The organism is Pantoea sp. SGAir0175 (assembly GCF_043547855.1).
The window spans coordinates 1,544,182-1,564,776 of record NZ_CP028081.1 but is presented as its reverse complement, the minus strand read 5'-3'; the positions used below and the strand labels follow the sequence as shown (position 1 = coordinate 1,564,776).

Sequence of the window (20,595 nt, the reverse complement as noted above, 5' to 3'; positions counted from 1 at the left end):
CCCTCTCCCGCTCGCGGGAGAGGGTTAGGGTGAGGGCAAAAACGCCCCTCACACCATCAGGCAATCGTCACATCTTTCGCCAGATACACATCCTGCACCGCATTAATCAGCGCCACGCCCTCTTTCAGCGACTTCTTAAACGCCTTGCGCCCGAGAATCAGCCCCATGCCGCCGGCGCGTTTATTGATCACCGCCGTACGCACCGACTCCGCCACATCGGTCGCACCGGCTGAAGCACCGCCGGAGTTGATCAGCCCGGCGCGACCCATATAGCAGTTGGCCAGCTGGTAGCGCACCAGATCAATCGGATTCTCACTGGTCAGCTTGCTGTACACGCGCTCATCGGTGTGGCCAAACTTCACCGCGTTATAGCCGCCGTTATTCTCCGCCATTTTCTGCTTCACAATGTCGGCACCAATGGTGGCCGCCAGATGGTTAGCCTGACCGGTTAAATCGGCGCTGGCGTGATAATCCACCCCATCCTTCTTGAAATCGTTGTTGCGCAGATAAGCCCACAGCACCGTCACCATGCCCAACTCGTGCGCGCGCTCGAAGGCCGCTGCAATTTCCTCGATCTGCCGGCGCGACTGCTCAGAACCAAAATAGATGGTGGCGCCGACCGCAACCGCGCCCATGTTGAACGCCTGTTCAACGCTGGCGTACAGCGTCTGGTCATACTGCGTGGGATAGCTCAGGGTTTCGTTATGGTTCAGCTTGACCATAAACGGGATACGGTGTGCGTAGCGACGTGACACGGAGGCCAGCACGCCATAGGTTGATGCCACACAGTTACAGCCGGCTTCAATCGCCAGCTCGACGATATTCTTCGGGTCGAAATAGGCCGGATTGGCAGCGAACGAGGCGCCAGCAGAGTGTTCCACGCCCTGATCCACCGGCAGAATCGACAGATAGCCGGTACCCGCCAGACGGCCGGTGTTGTAGAGCGTCTGCATATTGCGCAGTACCGCAGGAGAACGATTGTTATCAATCATCACGCGATCGACATAATCCGCGCCCGGCAAATAAAGGCTGTCCGCTGGAATGGTCATGCAGCGATGTTGAAGAAGCGTATCCGCCTCTTTACCCAATAACTGTACGATGTCCGTCATGTTCGCTCCTGATAAATGGCTGGAAAAGAACCGGCACCTGCCGATTCGCCCCCACAGCCTGGACCGAAACGCGCCAGGCTGGCAAATTGCTGACTCCATTTTTCAGACGGATACGCAGTGAAAAAACGGCAATCTGGCGTTACGCCCTACCACCACTGATGGAAATGATGCACCGGCCCAATGCCGTGGCCGACCTCCAGCGAATCGGCGTGCAGCAGCGCCTGCTGCAGCCAGGCCTTGGCCTCCGCTACGGTGCCCGCCCAGTCCGCATGGCGCGGTCGCAATGCCGCCAGCGCCGCCGACAACGTGCAGCCGGTGCCGTGCGTATGACGGGTGTTAACGCGCGGCGCGGTAAAGCGCTGGCGGCCGGCGCGGGTGATCAGCCAGTCCGGGCTTTCCGCATCGCTGAGATGACCGCCCTTCATCAGCACCGCTTCACAGCCCAGCTCCAGCAGCGCATCGCCCTGCTGCAGCATAGTCGCCTCGTCCTGCGCCATGCGGCAACCCAGCAGCGCCGCGGCTTCCGGCAGATTGGGTGTGATCAGCGATACCTGCGGCAGCAGCCGTTCACGAATGCTGGCTACCGCATCGGGCGACAGCAGCGCATCGCCGCTTTTGGCAATCATCACCGTATCCAGCACCACAAACGGCAGGCTGGCGCGTTTCAGCTTCTCTGCCACCACCTCGACGATCGCCGTCTCCGCCAGCATACCGATTTTCGCGGCGTCAATGCGCACGTCGTTCAGCACCGAGTCGAGCTGCGCCGCAACAAATGCCGGTTCGATGCGATACACCGACTGCACGCCGCGGGTGTTCTGTGCCACCAGCGCGGTAATCACGCTGGTGCCGTACGCGCCGAGCGCGGAAAACGCTTTCAGATCGGCCTGGATACCTGCGCCGCCGCTGGGATCGGTGCCGGCAATAGTCAGGGCATTAATGCGTTTCATGCCGCCACCTCCAGCGTCCACAGCGCATCGAGAAAAGCGGCGACGAAGCTGCCCGGCCCTGCCACGCTGCGCGCGGCCTGGTCTCCCGCCAGTGACATTACGCGGCAGGCCGCTGCCACGTGCTGGATGCGCTCGCCCGGCAGGCTGCTGCACGCCGCGACGACGGCGGATAGCGCACAACCGGTGCCGACCACGCGCGTCATCAGCGGGCTGCCGCCGGGAATTGCCAGCGTCTGGCGGCCATCGGTGACGTAATCGACTTCGCCGGTTACCGCGACGATAGTCTTGCAGCGTTGCGCCAGCTGCTGCGCGGCGTTCAGTGCGGCATCGGCCTGATGCACGCTATCCACGCCGCGTCCGCCCGTGGCCTGGTGGGCTAAGGCGAGAATCTCTGAAGCGTTGCCGCGAATGGCCGCCGGTCGCAGGCTCAGCAGCTGCTGACAGAATTCCGTACGCAGGGTTAGCGCGCCTACCGCCACCGGATCGAGCGTCCACGGTGTGCCGGCCTGGTTAGCGGCCTGTACCGCCGCCAGCATCGCATCACGACGCTCGCGGGTTAAGGTGCCAACGTTAATCAGCAGTGCATCGGCAAAACCGGCAAACTGCGCCGCTTCATCGCCATCAATCACCATCGCGGGCGAAGCCTGCAGTGCCAGCAGCACGTTGGCAGTAAAAGTTTGCACCACGTCGTTAGTCATACAGTGCACCAGCGGTGCCTGCTGCCGCAGCAGTTGCAGAGAGTGCGCGAGTTGCGCCGGGGAAAGAGGGTCAGGCTGTGTCATAAGGCTCCCAACCGGCAATCAGGAAGGCGAATGCGGTCAGGCATCTGACTTCCCTACGCTGGCATTATCCAGATCAGGTATTACGGGTATTTCTCAGCCTTCACAAAGAAGGGCACCCCGAGTCATGCACGTCCGTGTCAGACGTGCCTTCACAGCATAAAGGGTCAGCTTAAAGTTGTAAATCCTGCGGCAGGGGCACTTTTTTTGCCGGACAACGATAAGCAAAAATACGTGCGCCATCAATTTTCATAATTTTTTGATCATCAGGAAAATATAAACAATTCGACGGAGATCAATTTTCCCAAAAGCCCTAAAATTCATCAGGATAGTTAATTTAATCTGCCGGGGCAGTATGCGGGAAATAAACAGAAGAAAGCGCGCAACTTGATTAATATCAAACCGGCCGGCGGCGTAACACGGCCTAATTCCCTTCCGGATTTGAAGACCGCTGTTTCACCTTCACCCGGAATCGCTAATGACTTTATTCAGTTTTCTTCCGCACGCGCATCACTGGCACAATATCACCATTTCCCGTCAAGGCGCCGTTGCACCCGGCGGCCGTTACCGGTACTCCACGTACCTCGAAGCCGAATGCAAACGCTGCGGCGAGCGCATCCATAAAATTTATTATCGCGATATCAGCGATGAACAGGCGCGTCGCTGGCTGGGATAAAAAAAAGCCCCGCAACACAGGTTGCAGGGCGCTTGCGTGGCTATCGCAAAACTTATTCAGCCGGTTTGGTGCGGATCAGGTAATCAAACGCGCTCAGTGACGCTTTGGCCCCTTCCCCGCTGGCAATGATGATCTGCTTGTACGGCACCGTGGTGCAGTCGCCGGCGGCAAATACGCCTTTCAGGCTGGTTTCGCCTTTGGCGTCGATCAGGATCTCGCCCATGCGGTTGCGCTCTACCGCGCCTTCCAGCCAGTTGGTGTTGGGCAGCAGACCGATCTGTACGAAAATACCGCTCAGCGCCAGTTCGTGGCTGGTCTGGTTATTGCGGTCAATGTAGGTCAGACCGGTAACTTTACTGCCGTCGCCTTTCACTTCGGTAGTCTGCGCGTTGAGGATCACATCGACGTTTTTCAGGCTGCGCAGTTTATCCTGCAGCACTTTATCGGCGCGCATTTCGCTGGCGAACTCCAGCAGCGTAACGTGCTCGACAATACCGGCCAGGTCGATGGCCGCTTCAACGCCGGAGTTACCGCCGCCGATCACCGCCGTGCGTTTGCCTTTAAACAGCGGGCCGTCACAGTGCGGGCAGTAGGTTACACCTTTGGTGCGATACTGCTCTTCGCCCGGAACGTCCATGTTGCGCCAGCGTGCGCCGGTAGCAATGATGATGCTGCGTGATTTCAGCACTGCGCCGGAAGCGGTTTCGATGGCGTGCAGACCGCCCTCTTTCGCTGCCGGAATCAGCTTGATGGCGCTCTGGGTGTCGATCACGTCAACGTCATAGTCATCAACGTGCGCACGCAGGGAACCGGCGAGCTTCGCCCCTTCGGTTTTCGGCACGGAGATGTAGTTTTCAATGTCAACGGTGTCCAGCACCTGGCCGCCAAAGCGCTCGCCCATCAGGCCGGTACGAATACCTTTACGCGCCGAGTAGATGGCCGCCGCAGCGCCCGCCGGGCCGCTGCCGACGATCAGCACTTCATAGGCGTCACGCTTGTTCAGCTCTTCAGCCGCACGCTTATCCGCGTTGGTGTCTACCTTACCGACGATTTCTGCCAGGCTCATGCGACCCTGACCGAACTCTTTACCGTTGAGGTAAACCGCCGGCACGCCCATGACGTTGCGTTCGGTGATCTCGTTCTGGAACATGCCACCGTCGATGGCGGTATGACGGATGCGCGGGTTGAGCACCGCCATCAGGTTCAGCGCCTGTACCACGTCCGGACAGTTGTGGCACGACAGAGAGTAATAGGTTTCGAAATGCAGGTCGCTGTCCAGCGCAACAACCTGATCCAGCAGGCTCTGCGCCTCTTTCGACGGATGTCCACCGGTCTGCAGCAGTGCCAGCACCAGTGAGGTAAATTCGTGGCCCATTGGCGAACCGGCAAAGCGCGGACCGCTGTGGCTGCCTGGGTTAGTAATCAGGAATGATGGCTTACGTACCGGTTGATCGTTCTCTTCACGGAAGCTGACTTTATCAGACAGACTCGCGATATCGGTCAGCAGAGTACGGATCTCTGCGGATTTTGCGCCATCGTCCAGTGTGGCAATCAACTCAACCGGTTTCGTTAGTTTCTCAAGGTAGGCCTTGAGCTGGGTTTTTAAATTGGTGTCGAGCATAGTGAGTTCCTGTGAAGAAAATCGGGTGCCGCAGCACCCGATGGAAGAAAGATCAAAGGGCGGAGGTGACTTAGATTTTGCCAACCAGGTCCAGTGATGGAGCCAGCGTTGCGTCGCCTTCTTTCCATTTAGCCGGGCAAACTTCACCTGGGTGAGAAGCCACGTACTGAGCCGCTTTCACTTTACGCAGCAGGTCAGATGCGTCACGGCCGATGCCTTCTGCAGTGATTTCGATGGCCTGGATGATGCCTTCCGGGTCAACGATGAAGGTACCGCGGTCAGCCAGACCTTCTGCTTCACGCATGATTTCGAAGTTACGGGTCAGAGCACCGGTCGGGTCGCCGATCATCGCGTACTGGATTTTCGCGATGGTGTCTGAAGAACCGTGCCAGGCTTTGTGGGTAAAGTGCGTGTCAGTTGAAACGGAGTAGATGTCTACGCCCAGTTTCTGGAACTCTTCGTAGTGGTCTGCCACGTCACCCAGTTCAGTCGGGCATACAAAGGTGAAGTCAGCCGGGTAGAAGAAGAAAACACTCCATTTACCTTCAACGTCTTTCTCGGTTACGTCGATGAATTCGCCGTTTTTGAATGCAGCGTTTTTGAACGGTTTGATTTTGGTATTGATGATAGACATGGGTGACCTCCGTTAAAAAGATGTGATGCAGGCTACATAATTTTCGGGCCAACTTCTAATATGCAGACGTTATCAATCAGATAATCAAAAGCTATCAAAGTGCCGACGCCAGATTTGATGCGGCTTGCCGCGGCATTCTACACAGAAAAGCTGCAGAGTTAACAGGCTTTATCTTTACGCGCGGCAACTGCTATTTTTTTATAAACATTCAATCATCTTTGCTGCACGATTCAACTGCGTGCACAACGCCGCTACAAAACGTGCCCGCTTACTCGTCATGGAGTCTGGAAGTGAAAATTCGTCTTTTTGAAGAAGCCGACCGCCCTTTTTTACGCACGCTGTATCTCGCGGCGCGCCGTCATAACTGGACATGGCTGGCCGGTGACGACTGGCAGCTTGAAGATTTCGACGCGATTATTCCCGGTGAAACGGTACTGGTAGCGGAGATCGACGGCCACCGCGCAGGGTTTGCCGGCGTGATGGATAACGATAATTTTTTGCACAGTTTGTATGTCGATCCGGCCTTTCAGGGCCAGGGCGTCGGCAGTGCGCTGCTGAACGCGGTGCAGCAGCGTTTTACCTCCACCGGCGCGCTGAAATGTCTGCTACAGAACGAAGCGGCGCTGCAGTTTTATCAGCAGCACGGCTGGCAGCGCGAAGCGCTGGGAGAGAGCGAACAGGGCCAGTACGTATTGATGCACCTGCCGCTGGCGACACGCACCAGCGGCAGCTAAGGCTTAAACCGCGCGGAAGGCGATGTCGCCCGGAATCACCTCACCCTGCCAGTAAAGCTGGGCGGCAACCCGGCCCGCAAGTTCACGATACAGCGCGGTGAATTCACTCTCCGGACGGCGAATCACGGTCGGTTCACCATCGTCGAGATCTTCGCGCAGATTAATGTGCAGCGGCAGCTGAGCCAGCAGGCGGGTGTGATAATCCTCAGCCAGCTTCTGCGCACCGCCGGTACCAAATATTGGCTCATGATGCCCGCATTCGCTGCAGATGTGCATGCTCATATTTTCCACCACGCCCAGCACCGGCACGCTGACTTTTTCGAACATCACCATGCCCTTGCGCGCATCAATCAGCGCAATGTCCTGCGGCGTGGTCACCACCAGCGCGCCGGTCACCGGCACGTTCTGCGCCAGCGTCAGCTGAATGTCACCGGTGCCCGGCGGCATATCCAGAATCAGGTAATCGAGATCCGGCCACAGCGTTTCGTTCAGCAGCTGCATCAGCGCCTTGCTGGCCATCGGTCCGCGCCACACCATGGCGTTATCGTCGGTCACCAGATAGCCGATAGAGTTGGTTGCCAGGCCGTGCGCCATGATCGGCGCCATGTGCGTGCCATCCGGCGAGGTGGGGCGCTGCTTTTCGGTGCCGAGCATGTCCGGGATCGACGGGCCGTAAATATCCGCATCAAGAATACCGACGCGCGCGCCTTCGGCCGCCAGCGCCAGCGCCATATTCACAGCGGTGCTGGATTTGCCCACGCCACCTTTACCGGAGCTGACGGCGACGATGTTTTTCACCCCGTTGACGCCCGGCTGATTTTTCACGCGTTTCAGGGTGGCGATGTCATGACGCAGCCGCCAGTCGATGGCGCGCGTGTTGGTCAGGCGCAGCAGTTCCGCGCTGGTCTGGGCTTTCAGCGCCTCAAACGCGCTGGCCCAGGCAAATGGCATCACCAGTTCAATGTGCAGCTTGTCGTCGAGCAGCGCCACGTGACGCAGCGCTTTGAGGGTAGTCAGATTGTGTTGCAGCGTCGGATGCTCAAACTCGCTCAGCACGCCGATAACCACGGCGCGCAACGCTTCAGGTGAATGATGGTCCCGGGATTGTGCGGTCATCCCAACTCCTTATTTAGTCATGACGCCAGACGATGGCGGTGTGCCATCAATCATATCAGATAGGCGCTAAAAGTGACGTGGCCGAGCTGCTGTGTTTACGCCAGAGGGTGCTTCGGTTAACATCTAAGCCCGATTTTTTATTCACGGAATGCTACGCAAATTATGACTCAAGTCGCTAAAAAACTACTGGTAACGTGCGCCCTGCCGTACGCAAACGGCTCTATCCACTTAGGTCACATGCTTGAACACATTCAGGCTGACGTGTGGGTCCGTTACCAGCGAATGCGTGGCAATCAGGTGTTCTTCATCTGTGCGGACGACGCCCACGGCACGCCGATCATGCTGAAAGCCCAGCAGCTGGGTATCGCGCCGGAGCAGATGATTGCGGAAATGAAGCAGGAGCATGAGACCGATTTCGCGGGTTTCAACATCAGCTATGACAATTATCACTCCACGCACGGCGACGAAAACCGCCAGCTGTCTGAGCTGATTTACACGCGCCTGAAAGAGAACGGTTTCATTAAAAACCGCACCATTTCGCAGCTGTACGATCCGGAAAAAGGCATGTTCCTGCCTGACCGCTTCGTCAAAGGCACCTGTCCGAAATGTAAATCGCCCGATCAGTACGGCGATAACTGCGAAGTGTGCGGCGCGACTTACAGCCCGACCGAGCTGATTGAGCCGAAATCGGTGGTGTCAGGTGCGACGCCGGTGATGCGCGATTCTGAACACTTCTTCTTCGATCTGCCATCCTTCAGCGCGATGCTGCAGGCGTGGACGCGCTCCGGCGCACTGCAGGAGCAGGTGGCGAACAAGATGCAGGAGTGGTTTGAAGCCGGTTTGCAACAGTGGGATATCTCCCGCGATGCGCCGTACTTCGGCTTCGAGATCCCTGGCGCGCCGGGCAAATACTTCTACGTCTGGCTGGATGCGCCAATCGGCTATATGGGGTCGTTCAAGAACCTGTGCGACAAACGCGGCGACATCGATTTCGACGAGTTCTGGAAGAAAGATTCCAGCACCGAGCTGTATCACTTCATCGGCAAAGACATCGTCTATTTCCACAGCCTGTTCTGGCCAGCGATGCTGGAAGGCAGCAATTTCCGCAAGCCGACCAACCTGTTTGTGCATGGTTATGTCACGGTGAACGGCGCGAAGATGTCGAAATCGCGCGGTACCTTCATCAAAGCCAGCACCTGGCTGCAGCACCTTGATGCCGACAGCCTGCGCTACTATTACGCGGCCAAGCTCTCTTCGCGCATCGACGATATTGACCTTAATCTGGAAGATTTCGTTCAGCGTGTGAACGCTGACATCGTTAATAAGGTGGTGAACCTCGCCTCGCGCAACGCCGGCTTTATCACCAAACGCTTTAACGGCCAGCTGGCAAGCGAACTGGCGGATCCGGCGCTGTATCAGACCTTTGTTGATGCGTCAGAGAAGATCGGTGAAGCCTGGGCCAGCCGCGAACACAACCGTGCGATCCGCGAGATCATGGCGCTGGCCGACCTGGCCAACCGCTACGTTGACGAGCAGGCACCGTGGGTGGTGGCGAAACAGGAAGGCCGCGATGCCGACCTGCAGGCGATTTGCTCGATGGGTATCAACCTGTTCCGCGTGCTGATGACCTGGCTGAAGCCGGTGCTGCCGTCGCTGAGCGAGCGCGCAGAAGCCTTCCTGCAAAGCGAACTGAGCTGGGATGGCATTGCGCAGCCGCTGCTCAACCACAGCGTAGCGCCGTTTAAAGCGCTGTATGGTCGTATTGAGATGGCAAAAGTGGAGGCGCTGATTGCGGCTTCAAAAGAGGACGCAGCGGCGGCGAACCAGCCGGCGGCAAGCGGTCCACTGGCCGATGCACCAATTGGCGAGACCATCACCATTGATGACTTCGCCAAAGTCGACATGCGCGTGGCGCTGATCGAGCAGGCTGAGCTGGTAGAAGGTTCCGATAAGCTACTGCGTCTGCAGCTGGATCTGGGTGGCGAGAAGCGCCAGATTTTCTCCGGCATTCGCGCCGCTTATCCGGATCCGTCGGTGCTGGTGGGCAAGATGACTATCATCGTCGCCAATCTGGCGCCGCGCAAAATGCGTTTCGGCGTGTCCGAAGGCATGGTACTGTCTGCCGGCCCTGGCGGCAAAGATCTGTTTGTGCTGTCAGTGGATAGCGGTGCCCAGCCGGGTATGCCGGTGAAGTAAGGGGTGGTGCGCGCTGGCCCTCACCCTAACCCTCTCCCGCTTACGGGAGAGGGAACCGCTGAGTGCGGGGTCTGGGTTTAGAGCCAGGCCTGCACTTGGCAAAACACTGCACAAGGCTACCCCCTCTCCCGCCTGCGGGAGAGTGAACTGCTGAGTGCGGAGTTTGAGTTCAGAGCCAGACCTGCACATAGCAAAACCCCGCACAAGACTACCCCCTCTCCCGCCTGCGGGAGAGGGCCGGGGTGAGGGGAAAACCGCACTGCGCTTATCGCGCCAACATCAAACAGCGATAAATCTCCGCCGTCACCGCCTCAAATTCATTAAACACCTGATGATTCCAGAAGCGAATTACGCGCCAGCCGCAGCGCTGTAAATACGCCGTGCGCCGGGCATCGTAAGCCTGATCTTCAGGCGTATTGTGCTGTCCACCATCCAGTTCCACGATCAGCGATCGCTCAACGCAGGCAAAATCAACGATATACCCTCCAACAGGATGCTGGCGGCGAAACTTCGCGCCACACACATTTCGGTTGCGTAAATAGCGCCATAGTTTTTGCTCCGCTTGCGGCATCGCCTTTCGCAGCGCGGGCTGCGGTTGCACGGTGTGGTTCATCGCTGCTCCTTCGCTCTGCCCACCAGCTTACGCCGCTTTGCGCAGCTTCAAAGCAAAGGTGTTGAAATCCTGAATCTGCATTCCAGTGTGATCGCTAGCACGCTAAGCGCTTAATGCGTATGATGAAGCGCCACGAAAACAGGAGCCTGACATGCCCACCGTGCTATCTGCCTGCTGGCGCTATCTGCGCGCCTTTGCCATCGTCTATGCTGCGCTGTATGCCGGCAACGGCCTTGCCGCCCTGCTGCCATTTACCATTCCTGGCAGCATCCTTGGCATGCTGTTGCTGTTTGCCCTGCTGGCGCTGCAGATTATCCCGGTAACGTGGGTGAAACCCGGCTGTCAGCTATTGATCCGCTACATGGCGCTGCTGTTTGTGCCGATCAGCGTTGGCGTGATGGGCTACACCGATATCCTCAGCGCACAGTTTGGCCCGATTGTCGTCTCCTGTATGGTCAGCACCCTGCTGGTGTTGCTGATTGTCGGCCTGAGCGCCGAGCGCCTGCAGCGTCCGAAGGAGTCCGGCCATGAGTGACGCCTGGTGGTCACTGCCGCTTACCGTGGTGGCGTATCTGCTGGCACGCCGTCTGGCAGCCAGAATCAACCTCTCCATCGTCAACCCGCTGCTGGTGGCCATGGCGATCATTATTCCACTGCTGCTGCTGACGCACCTGCCCTACGCGCGCTATTTCGCCGGCAGCGCGCTGCTTAATCAGCTGCTGCAGCCCGCCGTGGTGGCGCTGGCGCTGCCGCTGTATGAGCAGATGCACCAGATTCGCGCGCGCTGGAAAACCATCATCAGCGTCTGTTTTATCGGCAGCATTACCGCCATGGTGTCCGGCACGGCGATCGCGCTGTGGATGGGAGCGACGCCGGAAATCGCGGCCACCATCCTGCCGAAGTCGGTGACCACGCCCATCGCCATGGCAGTATCGGGCTCGCTACACGGTATTCCGGCCATCAGCGCCATTTGCGTGTTGATTGCTGGCGTGCTGGGCGCGGTGTTTGGTCACATGCTGCTGAATCTGTTTAAAGTACGCAGCAAGTCATCACGCGGGCTGGCGATTGGCAACGCGTCTCATGCGCTCGGCACCGCGCGCGCCGCGGAGATTGACTATCAGGAAGGCGCCTTCAGTTCACTGGCGCTGGTAATCTGCGGCATCATCACCTCGTTACTGGCGCCTTTCATTTTTCCTTTGCTGATGCGCTTACTGGGGTAAAACTTGCGAGAGATCTCGCAAAGTTGAAACAAGCCAATCAGCTTGCATTGTCATAGCGACATGGATCACATATAAACCTTGAGGCGGCGCTTCGCCGCTGACGAGTTAATGAGGCCATAACATCATGCATGCACGATTCACTTCCGCTTTCTCTGCCCTGCCCGCTGCGCTGCAGAGCGCGCTTCAGCCGCTGCTGGACGCCGCTGATTTTCACGGCGTGCTGCGACCGCAGGAGGTGACTCAGCTGCAACAGGCAACCGGTCTGGATGATGATGCGCTGGCACTCGCACTGCTGCCGATTGCCGCCTGTTGTGCCGTGGCACCGGTTTCACACTTTAACGTGGGCGCTATTGCACGCGGCATCAGTGGCCACTGGTACTTCGGTGCCAACATGGAGTTTTTACATGCGCCGCTGCAGCAAACGGTCCACGCCGAGCAGAGCGCAGTCACGCATGCCTGGCTGCGGGGCGAAGCGCAGCTGGCGACCATTACCGTCAACTACACGCCGTGCGGACACTGCCGCCAGTTTATGAATGAACTCAATAGCGGTACGGCGATTCGCATCAGCCTGCCGGGCCGCGCGGTCAGCACGCTGGCCGACTATTTACCGGACGCCTTTGGCCCGGCCGATCTCAATATCAGCGAACGGTTGCTGACCCCCGTCGACCACGGTTTCCTGCCGCAGGGCGATGCGCTGCAGCAGGCCGCGATTGATGCTGCCAGCCGCAGCCATGCACCTTACAGCCAGAGTTATAGCGGCGTGGCGTTGCAGAGCCGCAGCGGCCAGATTTACCCTGGGCGCTATGCCGAAAATGCCGCCTTTAATCCGAGCCTGCCGCCATTACAGGCCGCGTTGATTCTGATGAATATGCACAACGAAGCGATGGAGGAGATTCAGCAGGCGGTGCTGGCAGAAAGCGCCGACGCCACGCTGAGCCAGTTTGATGCCACCCGCACCACCCTCGCCGCGCTCGGCTGCAGCAATTTCTCAGTTACTTTAGTTTCGAAACCAACAGTTTAGTGATCCTTTTACCGCTTTTGTGACCTTCTATTAACAAAAGCTGTACATCTGCAGGAATTTTCATAGGATCGGGCGCCAGAACTTCACAATAAACGGGTCTGGCGTTACCTTCTTGCTGGCGACACGTCAGAAAACACTGCAACCGGAGCAAACACTGCATGGAACTCGAGTACGAAAGTAAACGTCCGCTGTATATTCCTTACGCGGGTCCGATCCTGCTGGAATTTCCGCTGTTGAACAAAGGCAGCGCTTTCTCGCTGGAAGAACGTAACGAATTTAACCTCAATGGCCTGCTGCCAGACGCCGTAGAAACCATCGAAGAGCAGGCCGAGCGCGCCTGGCGTCAGTTCCTGGACTTCAAAAACAATAACGACAAGCACGTCTACCTGCGCAACATCCAGGACACCAACGAAACGCTATTCTATCGCCTGCTGGATAACCATCTGGAAGAGATGATGCCGATCATCTACACCCCAACGGTTGGCGCGGCGTGCGAGCACTTCTCTGAAATTTACCGTCGCGCGCGCGGGGTGTTTATCTCCTACAACAACCGCGACCGCATTGAAGACATGCTGCAAAACGCCACCAAGCAGAATGTCAAAGTCATCGTGGTCACCGACGGCGAGCGTATTCTCGGCCTCGGCGACCTGGGCATCGGCGGCATGGGCATTCCTATCGGCAAGCTGTCGCTGTATACCGCGTGCGGTGGCATCAGCCCGGCCTACACCCTGCCGGTAGTGCTGGATGTCGGCACCAATAATCAGCAACTGCTGAACGATCCGCTCTACATGGGCTGGCGCCATCCGCGCATCACCGGCGAAGAGTATGAAGCCTTCGTTGATGAATTCATTCAGGCGGTGAAGCGCCGCTGGCCAAACGTGCTGCTGCAGTTTGAAGATTTCGCGCAGAAAAACGCCATGCCGCTGCTGGAGCGTTACCGCGATGAGATCTGCTGCTTCAATGATGATATTCAGGGCACGGCCGCTGTCACGGTGGGCACGCTGATCGCCGCCAGCCGCGCTGCAGGCAGCCGTCTGTGCGAGCAGAAAGTGGTGTTCCTCGGTGCCGGTTCCGCCGGCTGCGGTATCGCCGAGCAGATCGTCGCACAGATGAAATCTGAAGGCCTGAGCGATGATGAAGCGCGCGCGCGCGTGATGATGGTAGACCGTTTCGGCCTGCTCACTGACAAATTGCCTAACCTGCTCGATTTCCAGAGCAAGCTGGTGCAGAAGAGCGACAATCTGAAAGACTGGGACGTCACCAGCGATTCGATTTCACTGCTCGACGTGGTACGCAATGCCCGGCCGGATATCCTGATCGGCGTTTCCGGCCAGCCGGGACTGTTCACCGAAGAGATCATTCGCGAGATGCACAAGCACTGCAAACGCCCGATCGTGATGCCGCTCTCGAACCCGACCTCACGCGTGGAAGCGACCCCGGCTGATATCATCGCCTGGACCGACGGTGACGCGCTGGTCGCCACCGGCAGCCCGTTTGCACCGGTCACCTGGAAAGGCAAAACCTACCCGATTGCCCAGTGCAACAACTCCTATATCTTCCCGGGTATCGGTCTCGGCGTGATCGCTGCCGGTGCCACCCGCGTAACGGATTCGATGCTGATGACCGCCAGCCGCGCGCTGGCTGACTGCTCACCGCTGGTTAACGACGGTGAAGGTCCGGTGCTGCCAGAGATTAAGGACATCCAGGGCGTCTCCAAAGTGATCGCCATGGAAGTGGGCAAAGCGGCGCAGCTGGCGGGCGTAGCGGTGGTCACCTCCGAGGACGTACTGTCGAAAGCCATCAACAACAACTTCTGGCTGCCGCAGTATCGTCACTATCGCCGTACCTCGATTTAATTGCAGACCGACGCTGCCGCACGCTTCAGGTGCGGCAGCGCTTAAAAAAACGCCAGCCGACCGGCGCGAACTTGCTTAGCCGTGCCGCCTCAAGTAGCCTTGACCCATCTGAATTTTCGTCAACCGAGTGCCCGTGCGCATACTTAAACGCGTTTTCTTTGGTCTGTTTATCATCATCTTACTGGTGATGGCGACCGCGCTCGGCCTCGATCGCTGGATTAGCTGGCGAACCGCGCCGTTTATTTATGAAGATGTCGCTTCGCTGCCGCATCGCCAGGTCGGCGTGGTGCTGGGCACCGCCAAGTATTACCGCACCGGCGTCATCAATCAGTATTACCTGTATCGCATTCAGGGCGCGCTCAACGCTTACAACAGCGGCAAGGTGAATTATCTGCTGCTGAGCGGCGATAATGCGCTGCAGAGCTACAACGAGCCGATGACCATGCGACGCGATTTAATCAAAGCCGGCGTCGATCCCTCAGACATCGTGCTGGATTATGCCGGTTTCCGTACGCTGGATTCGATTGTGCGCACGCGTAAAGTCTTCGACACCAACGACTTTATCATTATTACCCAGCGCTTCCACTGTGAACGCGCGCTGTATATCGCCCAGCATCTGGGCATTCAGGCGCAGTGCTACGCGGTGCCGTCACCCAAGAATATGCTGTCGGTGCGGTTCCGCGAGGTGGGTGCGCGCCTCGGTGCGCTGGCGGATCTCTATCTGATGAAGCGCGAGCCGCGTTTCCTTGGCCCGCTGGTGCCGATTCCGGCGGTGCATGAAGTGCCGGAAGATGCGCAGAGCTACCCGGCAGTTACACCGGAACAGTTGCTCGAGCTGGAAGAGAAGCTGCGGAAATAATCGGCAAGAGGCCAGCAGCCGGATCTGACGTTGGCGAGTTAAGCAGGATCGCGCCGATGCTGCCGGTGCGCATCAATGCGCACCCTACAAAATACCGGCCATCCCCTGCAATTCTCACCGCTATCCTTATTGTGCAATAAAAACAACAAGGGCCGCGTTGCCGCAGCCCTGATGGTTGACCTTGTTCTCTGCTATTTCTTACGCGCGTATTTCAGCGAATCAAGCGCCACGGCGAAGATGATGATGCCGCCCTTGATGATGTACTGCCAGTACGGGTTCACGCCGATGTAGGTCAGACCGTAGTTGATGACGGTGAAGATGATCACACCGGTCACCACACCCGCGACGGTACCTACCCCGCCAGCGAACGACACGCCGCCCACCACGCAGGCCGCAATCGCATCCAGCTCATACATAAAGCCGAGGTTGTTAGTGGCGCTGCCGATACGGCCCGCTTCCAGCATCCCGCCGAAGGCATAGAACACGCCGGACAGCGCATACACCAGGATCAGGTTAAGCGGAACGTTAACACCAGAGACTTTCGCCGCTTCCGGGTTACCGCCGATAGCAAAGATGTTTTTGCCGAAGCGGGTTTTGTTCCACAGGATCCAGACGAACACGATGGCGATAATCGCATAGAAGGTGATGAACGACAGCTTGAAGTCGCCGAAGCGCAGGAAGCCCTGGGCAAACTTCGAGAAGCCAGCGTCAAAACCGGCAATCGGTGAAGCGCCCACGAAGTCGTAGTAAAGCGAGTTGATGCCGTAAACGATGATCATGGTGCCCAGCGTGGTGATAAACGGCGTCACCTTCAGGTAAGCGATGATCACGCCGTTAACCAGGCCAATTACGCCACCGATGATGCACACGGTCAGAATCACCAGCGGAATCGGCACGGTTTCCAGATGCGGGAACACCTTGTTGGCGTTATCCATCGACTGCAGCAGCGTTGCCGCCACCACCGCCGCCAGACCCACCTGGCGCCCTGCCGACAGGTCGGTGCCCTGGGTCACGATCAGACCGGCTACGCCGAGTGCGATAATAATACGGACCGATGACTGAGTCAGAATGTTACTCAGGTTCATCAGGCTTAAAAAGGTCGGATCCTGGAAAATAATAATCGCCAGTAGTACCAACAGGACAACATAAATGCCGCCCTCTTTTAACCAGGTTAGCGCATTCTTTTTAGTAGTCGATTTCATGTTAAAGCCCTTGCTTCATTAAAGGTGTAATGACGCTAAACGCAGGATTTCATTCTGCGAGGTCGTTTTAGTATCGACAATGCCCGCTACCTGACCATTACTCATTACTAAAATACGGTCGGTAATGCCCAGCAGCTCTGGCATTTCAGAAGAGATAATAATGATGCCCTTTTCTTTTTTCGCCAGCTCCGAGATCAGCTGATAAATCTCGAATTTAGCGCCGACGTCAATACCGCGCGTCGGTTCATCAAGCATCAGTATTTCCGGCTGCGTCAATAACCAGCGACCAATAATGACTTTTTGCTGGTTACCGCCGGAGAGCGATCCAATTTGGGTATGATGGCCGGGCGTTTTCACCCGCATGGCATCAATGACCCACTGGGTATCGCTTTTCATGCGTTTATTATCCAGCAGACCCATACTGGATTTATATTTCTTGATATTAGAAATGAGCGAGTTAAAACCAATATCCAGGTAGGCATAAATCCCGGTGGAACGCCGCTCTTCCGTCACCAGCGCAAAACCATGGTTGATGGCTTCGTTGGCGCTGTGGTTATTAATCGCTTTACCGTGCAGTTTAATGGTGCCGCCCGACTTCTCACGGATACCAAATAAGGTTTCCACAATGTCAGTACGCTTGGCGCCCACCAGGCCGGCAATCCCGAGAATCTCGCCTTTGTGCAGGTCAAACGAGATATCACGGATCGATGGCTGGCGCAGCGAGGTCAGATTGCGCACCTCCAGAATCACTTCACCCGGCACGTTAGTTTTGTCCGGGAAGCGCTGGTTGAGTGAACGGCCGACCATCATGGCGATGATCTTGTCCATGTCCAGCCCTTCCAGCGGCTGAGTAGCAATCCACTGGCCGTCACGCAGAATGGTGATCTCATCGCACAGCTGGAAAATCTCTTCCATTTTATGCGAAATATAAACAATACCGCAGCCGCGATCTTTCAGCTTACGGATAATGGTGAACAGGTGGTTAACTTCTTTTTCGGTCAGCGATGACGTGGGCTCATCCATAATGACGATTTTCGCGTCATAGGAAAACGCCTTGGCGATTTCAATCATCTGCATTTGCGATACCGAAAGCGTCGCGACTTTATCACGCGGATCGATATCAATATCTAATTCATCAAAGATCGCTTTGGTATCACGATACATTTTATCCTGATCGACAAACGGACCTTTGCGCGGATAGCGCCCCAGCCACATGTTGTCCATCACGTTGCGCTGCAGCACCAGATTTAATTCCTGATGCACCATTGAAACGCCATTTTCCAGCGCCTCTTTGGAGGATTTGTAATCTATTTCCTCACCCTGAAACAGGATGCTCCCCGTATCCTTTTTATAAATCCCAAACAGGCATTTTAATAAAGTGGATTTACCGGCGCCGTTTTCACCCATTAAGGCATGGACGGAGTGCGGCCGCACTTTTAAATTCACATTATCTAAGGCTTTCACCCCTGGAAATGATTTCGAGACATTCGTCATCTCCAGCAGATATTCTCGCTGTGTGGTCGGATTCTCACTGGCCATAATTTACCTGGCTAAAAAAAGCGTTGGTCAGATGCAATAAGGCGCGGCAGAAAAGCCGCGCCCGGGACGAATTACTTCACAAACTGCGACAGGTTTTCTTTATCAACCGGTACGTACGGTACGCGTACTACTTTGCCATCCATCTTGAAGTTGGTACCTGCGGTTGGCTCTTTGCCATTGGCCAGGTTGTTAGCAATGTCCAGCGTGGCTTTCGCCTGGTTTTCCGCATCGTTCAGCACGGTACCGGCCATCGCACCGGATTTCACCAGTGCCAGCGCTTCTGGCAGGGCGTCAACACCAAATACCGGAATGCTGGTTTTGTTGTGCGCCTTCAGCGCTTCAACCGCACCCATCGCCATCGCATCGTTGTTCGCGATGATCACTTCAATTTTGTTGGCGTTCGGGCCAGACAGCCAGGCGTCCACTTTGTCTTTCGCCTGCGCGGTATCCCACATTGCGGTATCCATCGCCAGCTGCTGGGTTTTGATGCCGTCTTTGTTCAGGGTTTCGATAACGTATTTGGTACGCGCTTCAGCGTCCGGATGGCCCGGTTCACCTTTCAGCAGCACGAACTGAATCTGACCGTCTTTGTTCAGATCCCAGGCTGGCGTGGCTTTCCAGTGTTTCTCGATCAGCTCACCCTGCTTGATGCCGGACTCTTTGGAGTCGGTACCGACATAGTAAGCTTTGTCGTAGCTGGCCAGCACTTTCGCGTTAGGCTCTTTGTTGAAGAACACCACCGGCACGTCGTTCGCGCGCGCTTTATCGATCACCACTGCCGCAGCAGCCGGATCCACCAGGTTGATAGCCAGCGCTTTCACGCCTTTCGCCATCAGCACGTCAATCTGGTCGTTCTGTTTGGATTGGTCGTTCTGTGAGTCGTTCATCAGCAGCTGAATGCCGCCAACGGCTTTCGCCTCTTTTTCGATGTCCTTGCGCACCATCGACATGAAGTTGTCGTCATATTTATAAATTGTCACGCCAATGCGGGTATCGGCGGCGTGCGCAGTTGCACCAAACATCATGCTGGCAACCAGTGCTGTGAGCGTGAAAACCTTCTTATTCATGGTATCTCCGGTTTTTTTATGCAGGGTATTTCATCGCGCCGTATTGCCTGCGGGCAGACAGCGCAGTCGGTTGAAACGCTATTTTTTATGGGGCAGGCGCTGCTACCAAGCCGGACCACCATCGCTATCCTGACTTCCCTGTAGGTAAACGCTTCCTAAAGTGTGTTGTGAACCATTTCAATCGGCTACTGAAACCAGACCGGGGAAGGAAAGCCCGGCGTTACATAATGTTTCAGTCCGGTAAGACGCTGCCATCATAGTGAGCGCCATGTTAATTAACTGTGAATACAATCACAGATTGGAAACGGTTACACGGCGCTATCGCCTGAATTAGTGACCGACTCCACAATTTGCCGCTGCGCCACCGAATGGCGCCGCACCAGCGTAGGCATGAAGCAGTGCGCGGCGTGCGGATCGAGCGTGCCTGCTGCGCCCTGCAGGGCCAGCTCAGTCGCCAGTTTCGCCATAGAAACAATGGGATAGCGCACCGTGGTCAGTTGCGGGTCGGTGTAACGGGAAATGGGGATGTCATCGAAGCCGATGACAGAGAAATGCTGCGGCACCTGAATACCGTTATCTTTCAGCGCGGTGAGCGCACCGGCCGCCATGCCATCGTTATAGGAGAACACCGCAGTGAGGTGCAGATTGCGCCCCAGCAGCTCCACCATCGCGGCTTCACCGCCCTGCATGTCCGGTTCGGCATGCGCAATCCAGCCCTCCGGCGGGCGGATGCCCTGCTCCGCCAGCGCCTGCAGCCAGCCGTCGCGGCGCTGCGCCACGTCCTCAATCGGATGGCTGGAGCTGAGGTAACCAATGCGCTGATGGCCCTGCTGTAACAGCATGCGCGTCGCTACCTGCGCACCAGTGACATTATCAAGGCAGACGCAGCGGTGCTCGTAACCGGGAATAGTACGATTAATCAGTACCATACCGGGAACCTGATCCATAAACTGCGCCAGCTCCGCGTCTGTAAGCGTTTTCGCGTGCACCACCAGCGCGTTACAGCGCTGGCGGATCAGCACCTCAATGGCATGGCGTTCTTTCTCTTCCTGATGCCACGAATTGCTGATGAGCACATGCTTGTGCATGCGCTGCGCCACGGTATCCACCGCTTTAACCAGCGCACCAAAGAAGGGATCGGAAACGTCCATGACCACCACGCCGATGGTATCGCTCACCTGGGTCGCCAGCGCCTGCGCGTTGGCATTCGGCCGGTAGCCGAGCGATTCAACCGCCTGCAGCACGGCTTCGCGGGTATCAGAGGTGACTGCACTGCTGTTATTGAGCACCCGCGACACGGTGGCAACGGAAACCCCGGCCTGACGGGCGACATCACGAATCGTTATCATGCAGTTGTTCCACAGAGGAGAAAAGGCGCGACTGGCGCGTAACGGCGCTATTCTGTC

19 protein-coding genes and 1 riboswitch are annotated in these 20,595 nt (G+C 57.0%); of the genes, 8 read left to right on the top strand and 11 right to left on the bottom strand.

Features of this window, described 5'->3' with window-relative positions:
* Positions 1 to 56: 56 nt before the first annotated feature.
* The 3 genes from fbaB to thiM form a co-directional block, all read right to left on the bottom strand.
* Complete coding sequence (gene fbaB / locus C1N56_RS07135) at positions 57 to 1,109, bottom strand: class I fructose-bisphosphate aldolase (protein ID WP_058757271.1); 1,053 nt, start codon at positions 1,107 to 1,109, stop codon at positions 57 to 59.
* Between the two features lie 146 nt (positions 1,110 to 1,255).
* Entirely contained in the window at positions 1,256 to 2,056 is an 801-nt protein-coding gene (gene thiD, locus C1N56_RS07130; protein ID WP_215480494.1) for a bifunctional hydroxymethylpyrimidine kinase/phosphomethylpyrimidine kinase, read from the bottom strand.
* Positions 2,053 to 2,838 (bottom strand): hydroxyethylthiazole kinase, encoded by a 786-nt coding sequence (gene thiM, locus C1N56_RS07125; RefSeq protein WP_058780330.1) that lies wholly within the window; start codon positions 2,836 to 2,838, stop codon positions 2,053 to 2,055. Before thiM ends, thiD begins: the two co-directional genes overlap by 4 nt.
* Positions 2,839 to 2,871: 33 nt before the next feature.
* Positions 2,872 to 2,968, bottom strand: a riboswitch (TPP riboswitch).
* Positions 2,969 to 3,313: 345 nt separating this feature from the next.
* On the opposite strand from thiM, the gene C1N56_RS07120 reads away from it, so the two are divergent.
* Positions 3,314 to 3,511 carry a hypothetical protein gene (locus C1N56_RS07120; RefSeq protein ID WP_021509295.1) on the top strand — a complete coding sequence of 66 codons (198 nt, stop codon included), beginning with the start codon at positions 3,314 to 3,316 and terminating at the stop codon, positions 3,509 to 3,511.
* A 52-nt stretch (positions 3,512 to 3,563) separates the two neighbouring features.
* Here C1N56_RS07120 and ahpF read toward each other — a convergent pair whose 3' ends face one another.
* Both ahpF and ahpC read right to left on the bottom strand, forming a co-directional pair.
* Positions 3,564 to 5,132 (bottom strand): alkyl hydroperoxide reductase subunit F, encoded by a 1,569-nt coding sequence (gene ahpF / locus C1N56_RS07115; RefSeq protein WP_166711722.1) that lies wholly within the window; start codon positions 5,130 to 5,132, stop codon positions 3,564 to 3,566.
* 70 nt (positions 5,133 to 5,202) lie between these two features.
* Positions 5,203 to 5,766: an alkyl hydroperoxide reductase subunit C gene (ahpC, locus tag C1N56_RS07110; RefSeq protein ID WP_010617942.1), complete on the bottom strand. Its 564-nt coding sequence runs from the start codon at positions 5,764 to 5,766 to the stop codon at positions 5,203 to 5,205.
* A gap of 290 nt (positions 5,767 to 6,056) precedes the next feature.
* Here ahpC and C1N56_RS07105 point away from each other — a divergent pair, with 290 nt between their 5' ends.
* Entirely contained in the window at positions 6,057 to 6,500 is a 444-nt protein-coding gene (locus tag C1N56_RS07105) for a GNAT family N-acetyltransferase (protein WP_125309732.1), read from the top strand.
* A gap of 3 nt (positions 6,501 to 6,503) precedes the next feature.
* Here the strand turns inward: C1N56_RS07105 and apbC are convergent, their stop codons facing one another.
* Positions 6,504 to 7,616 (bottom strand): iron-sulfur cluster carrier protein ApbC, encoded by a 1,113-nt coding sequence (apbC, locus tag C1N56_RS07100; RefSeq protein WP_058757266.1) that lies wholly within the window; start codon positions 7,614 to 7,616, stop codon positions 6,504 to 6,506.
* A 162-nt stretch (positions 7,617 to 7,778) separates the two neighbouring features.
* Here apbC and metG point away from each other — a divergent pair, with 162 nt between their 5' ends.
* Positions 7,779 to 9,812, top strand: a complete 2,034-nt coding sequence (gene metG, locus C1N56_RS07095; RefSeq protein WP_394517317.1) for a methionine--tRNA ligase — start codon at positions 7,779 to 7,781, stop codon at positions 9,810 to 9,812.
* Positions 9,813 to 10,077: 265 nt separating this feature from the next.
* Here metG and C1N56_RS07090 read toward each other — a convergent pair whose 3' ends face one another.
* Positions 10,078 to 10,425 (bottom strand): endonuclease domain-containing protein, encoded by a 348-nt coding sequence (locus C1N56_RS07090; protein WP_394517316.1) that lies wholly within the window; start codon positions 10,423 to 10,425, stop codon positions 10,078 to 10,080.
* A gap of 151 nt (positions 10,426 to 10,576) precedes the next feature.
* Here C1N56_RS07090 and C1N56_RS07085 point away from each other — a divergent pair, with 151 nt between their 5' ends.
* From C1N56_RS07085 to sanA, 5 genes are all read left to right on the top strand, one after another.
* Positions 10,577 to 10,960 (top strand): CidA/LrgA family protein, encoded by a 384-nt coding sequence (locus C1N56_RS07085; RefSeq protein WP_021509289.1) that lies wholly within the window; start codon positions 10,577 to 10,579, stop codon positions 10,958 to 10,960.
* The gene (locus C1N56_RS07080; RefSeq protein ID WP_021509288.1) at positions 10,953 to 11,645 is read left to right on the top strand and encodes a CidB/LrgB family autolysis modulator; all 693 of its coding nucleotides are present in this window, start codon (positions 10,953 to 10,955) and stop codon (positions 11,643 to 11,645) included. Before C1N56_RS07085 ends, C1N56_RS07080 begins: the two co-directional genes overlap by 8 nt.
* Before the next feature lie 124 nt (positions 11,646 to 11,769).
* Positions 11,770 to 12,666 (top strand): cytidine deaminase, encoded by an 897-nt coding sequence (gene cdd / locus C1N56_RS07075; protein ID WP_211726751.1) that lies wholly within the window; start codon positions 11,770 to 11,772, stop codon positions 12,664 to 12,666.
* A gap of 158 nt (positions 12,667 to 12,824) precedes the next feature.
* Positions 12,825 to 14,522: an NAD-dependent malic enzyme gene (locus tag C1N56_RS07070; RefSeq protein ID WP_021509286.1), complete on the top strand. Its 1,698-nt coding sequence runs from the start codon at positions 12,825 to 12,827 to the stop codon at positions 14,520 to 14,522.
* 139 nt (positions 14,523 to 14,661) lie between these two features.
* Positions 14,662 to 15,381: an outer membrane permeability protein SanA gene (sanA, locus tag C1N56_RS07065; RefSeq protein ID WP_104093252.1), complete on the top strand. Its 720-nt coding sequence runs from the start codon at positions 14,662 to 14,664 to the stop codon at positions 15,379 to 15,381.
* A gap of 191 nt (positions 15,382 to 15,572) precedes the next feature.
* On the opposite strand, the gene mglC is transcribed toward sanA, so the two are convergent.
* From mglC to galS, 4 genes are all read right to left on the bottom strand, one after another.
* Complete coding sequence (mglC, locus tag C1N56_RS07060; protein ID WP_394517315.1) at positions 15,573 to 16,583, bottom strand: galactose/methyl galactoside ABC transporter permease MglC; 1,011 nt, start codon at positions 16,581 to 16,583, stop codon at positions 15,573 to 15,575.
* 18 nt (positions 16,584 to 16,601) lie between these two features.
* A complete protein-coding gene (gene mglA / locus C1N56_RS07055; protein ID WP_021509283.1) occupies positions 16,602 to 18,122 on the bottom strand; it encodes a galactose/methyl galactoside ABC transporter ATP-binding protein MglA in 1,521 nt (506 codons plus the stop codon).
* A 71-nt stretch (positions 18,123 to 18,193) separates the two neighbouring features.
* The gene (gene mglB, locus C1N56_RS07050; protein ID WP_059009180.1) at positions 18,194 to 19,189 is read right to left on the bottom strand and encodes a galactose/glucose ABC transporter substrate-binding protein MglB; all 996 of its coding nucleotides are present in this window, start codon (positions 19,187 to 19,189) and stop codon (positions 18,194 to 18,196) included.
* A 308-nt stretch (positions 19,190 to 19,497) separates the two neighbouring features.
* Positions 19,498 to 20,538, bottom strand: a complete 1,041-nt coding sequence (galS, locus tag C1N56_RS07045) for an HTH-type transcriptional regulator GalS (protein WP_058757261.1) — start codon at positions 20,536 to 20,538, stop codon at positions 19,498 to 19,500.
* Between the last annotated feature and the right edge of the window lie 57 nt (positions 20,539 to 20,595).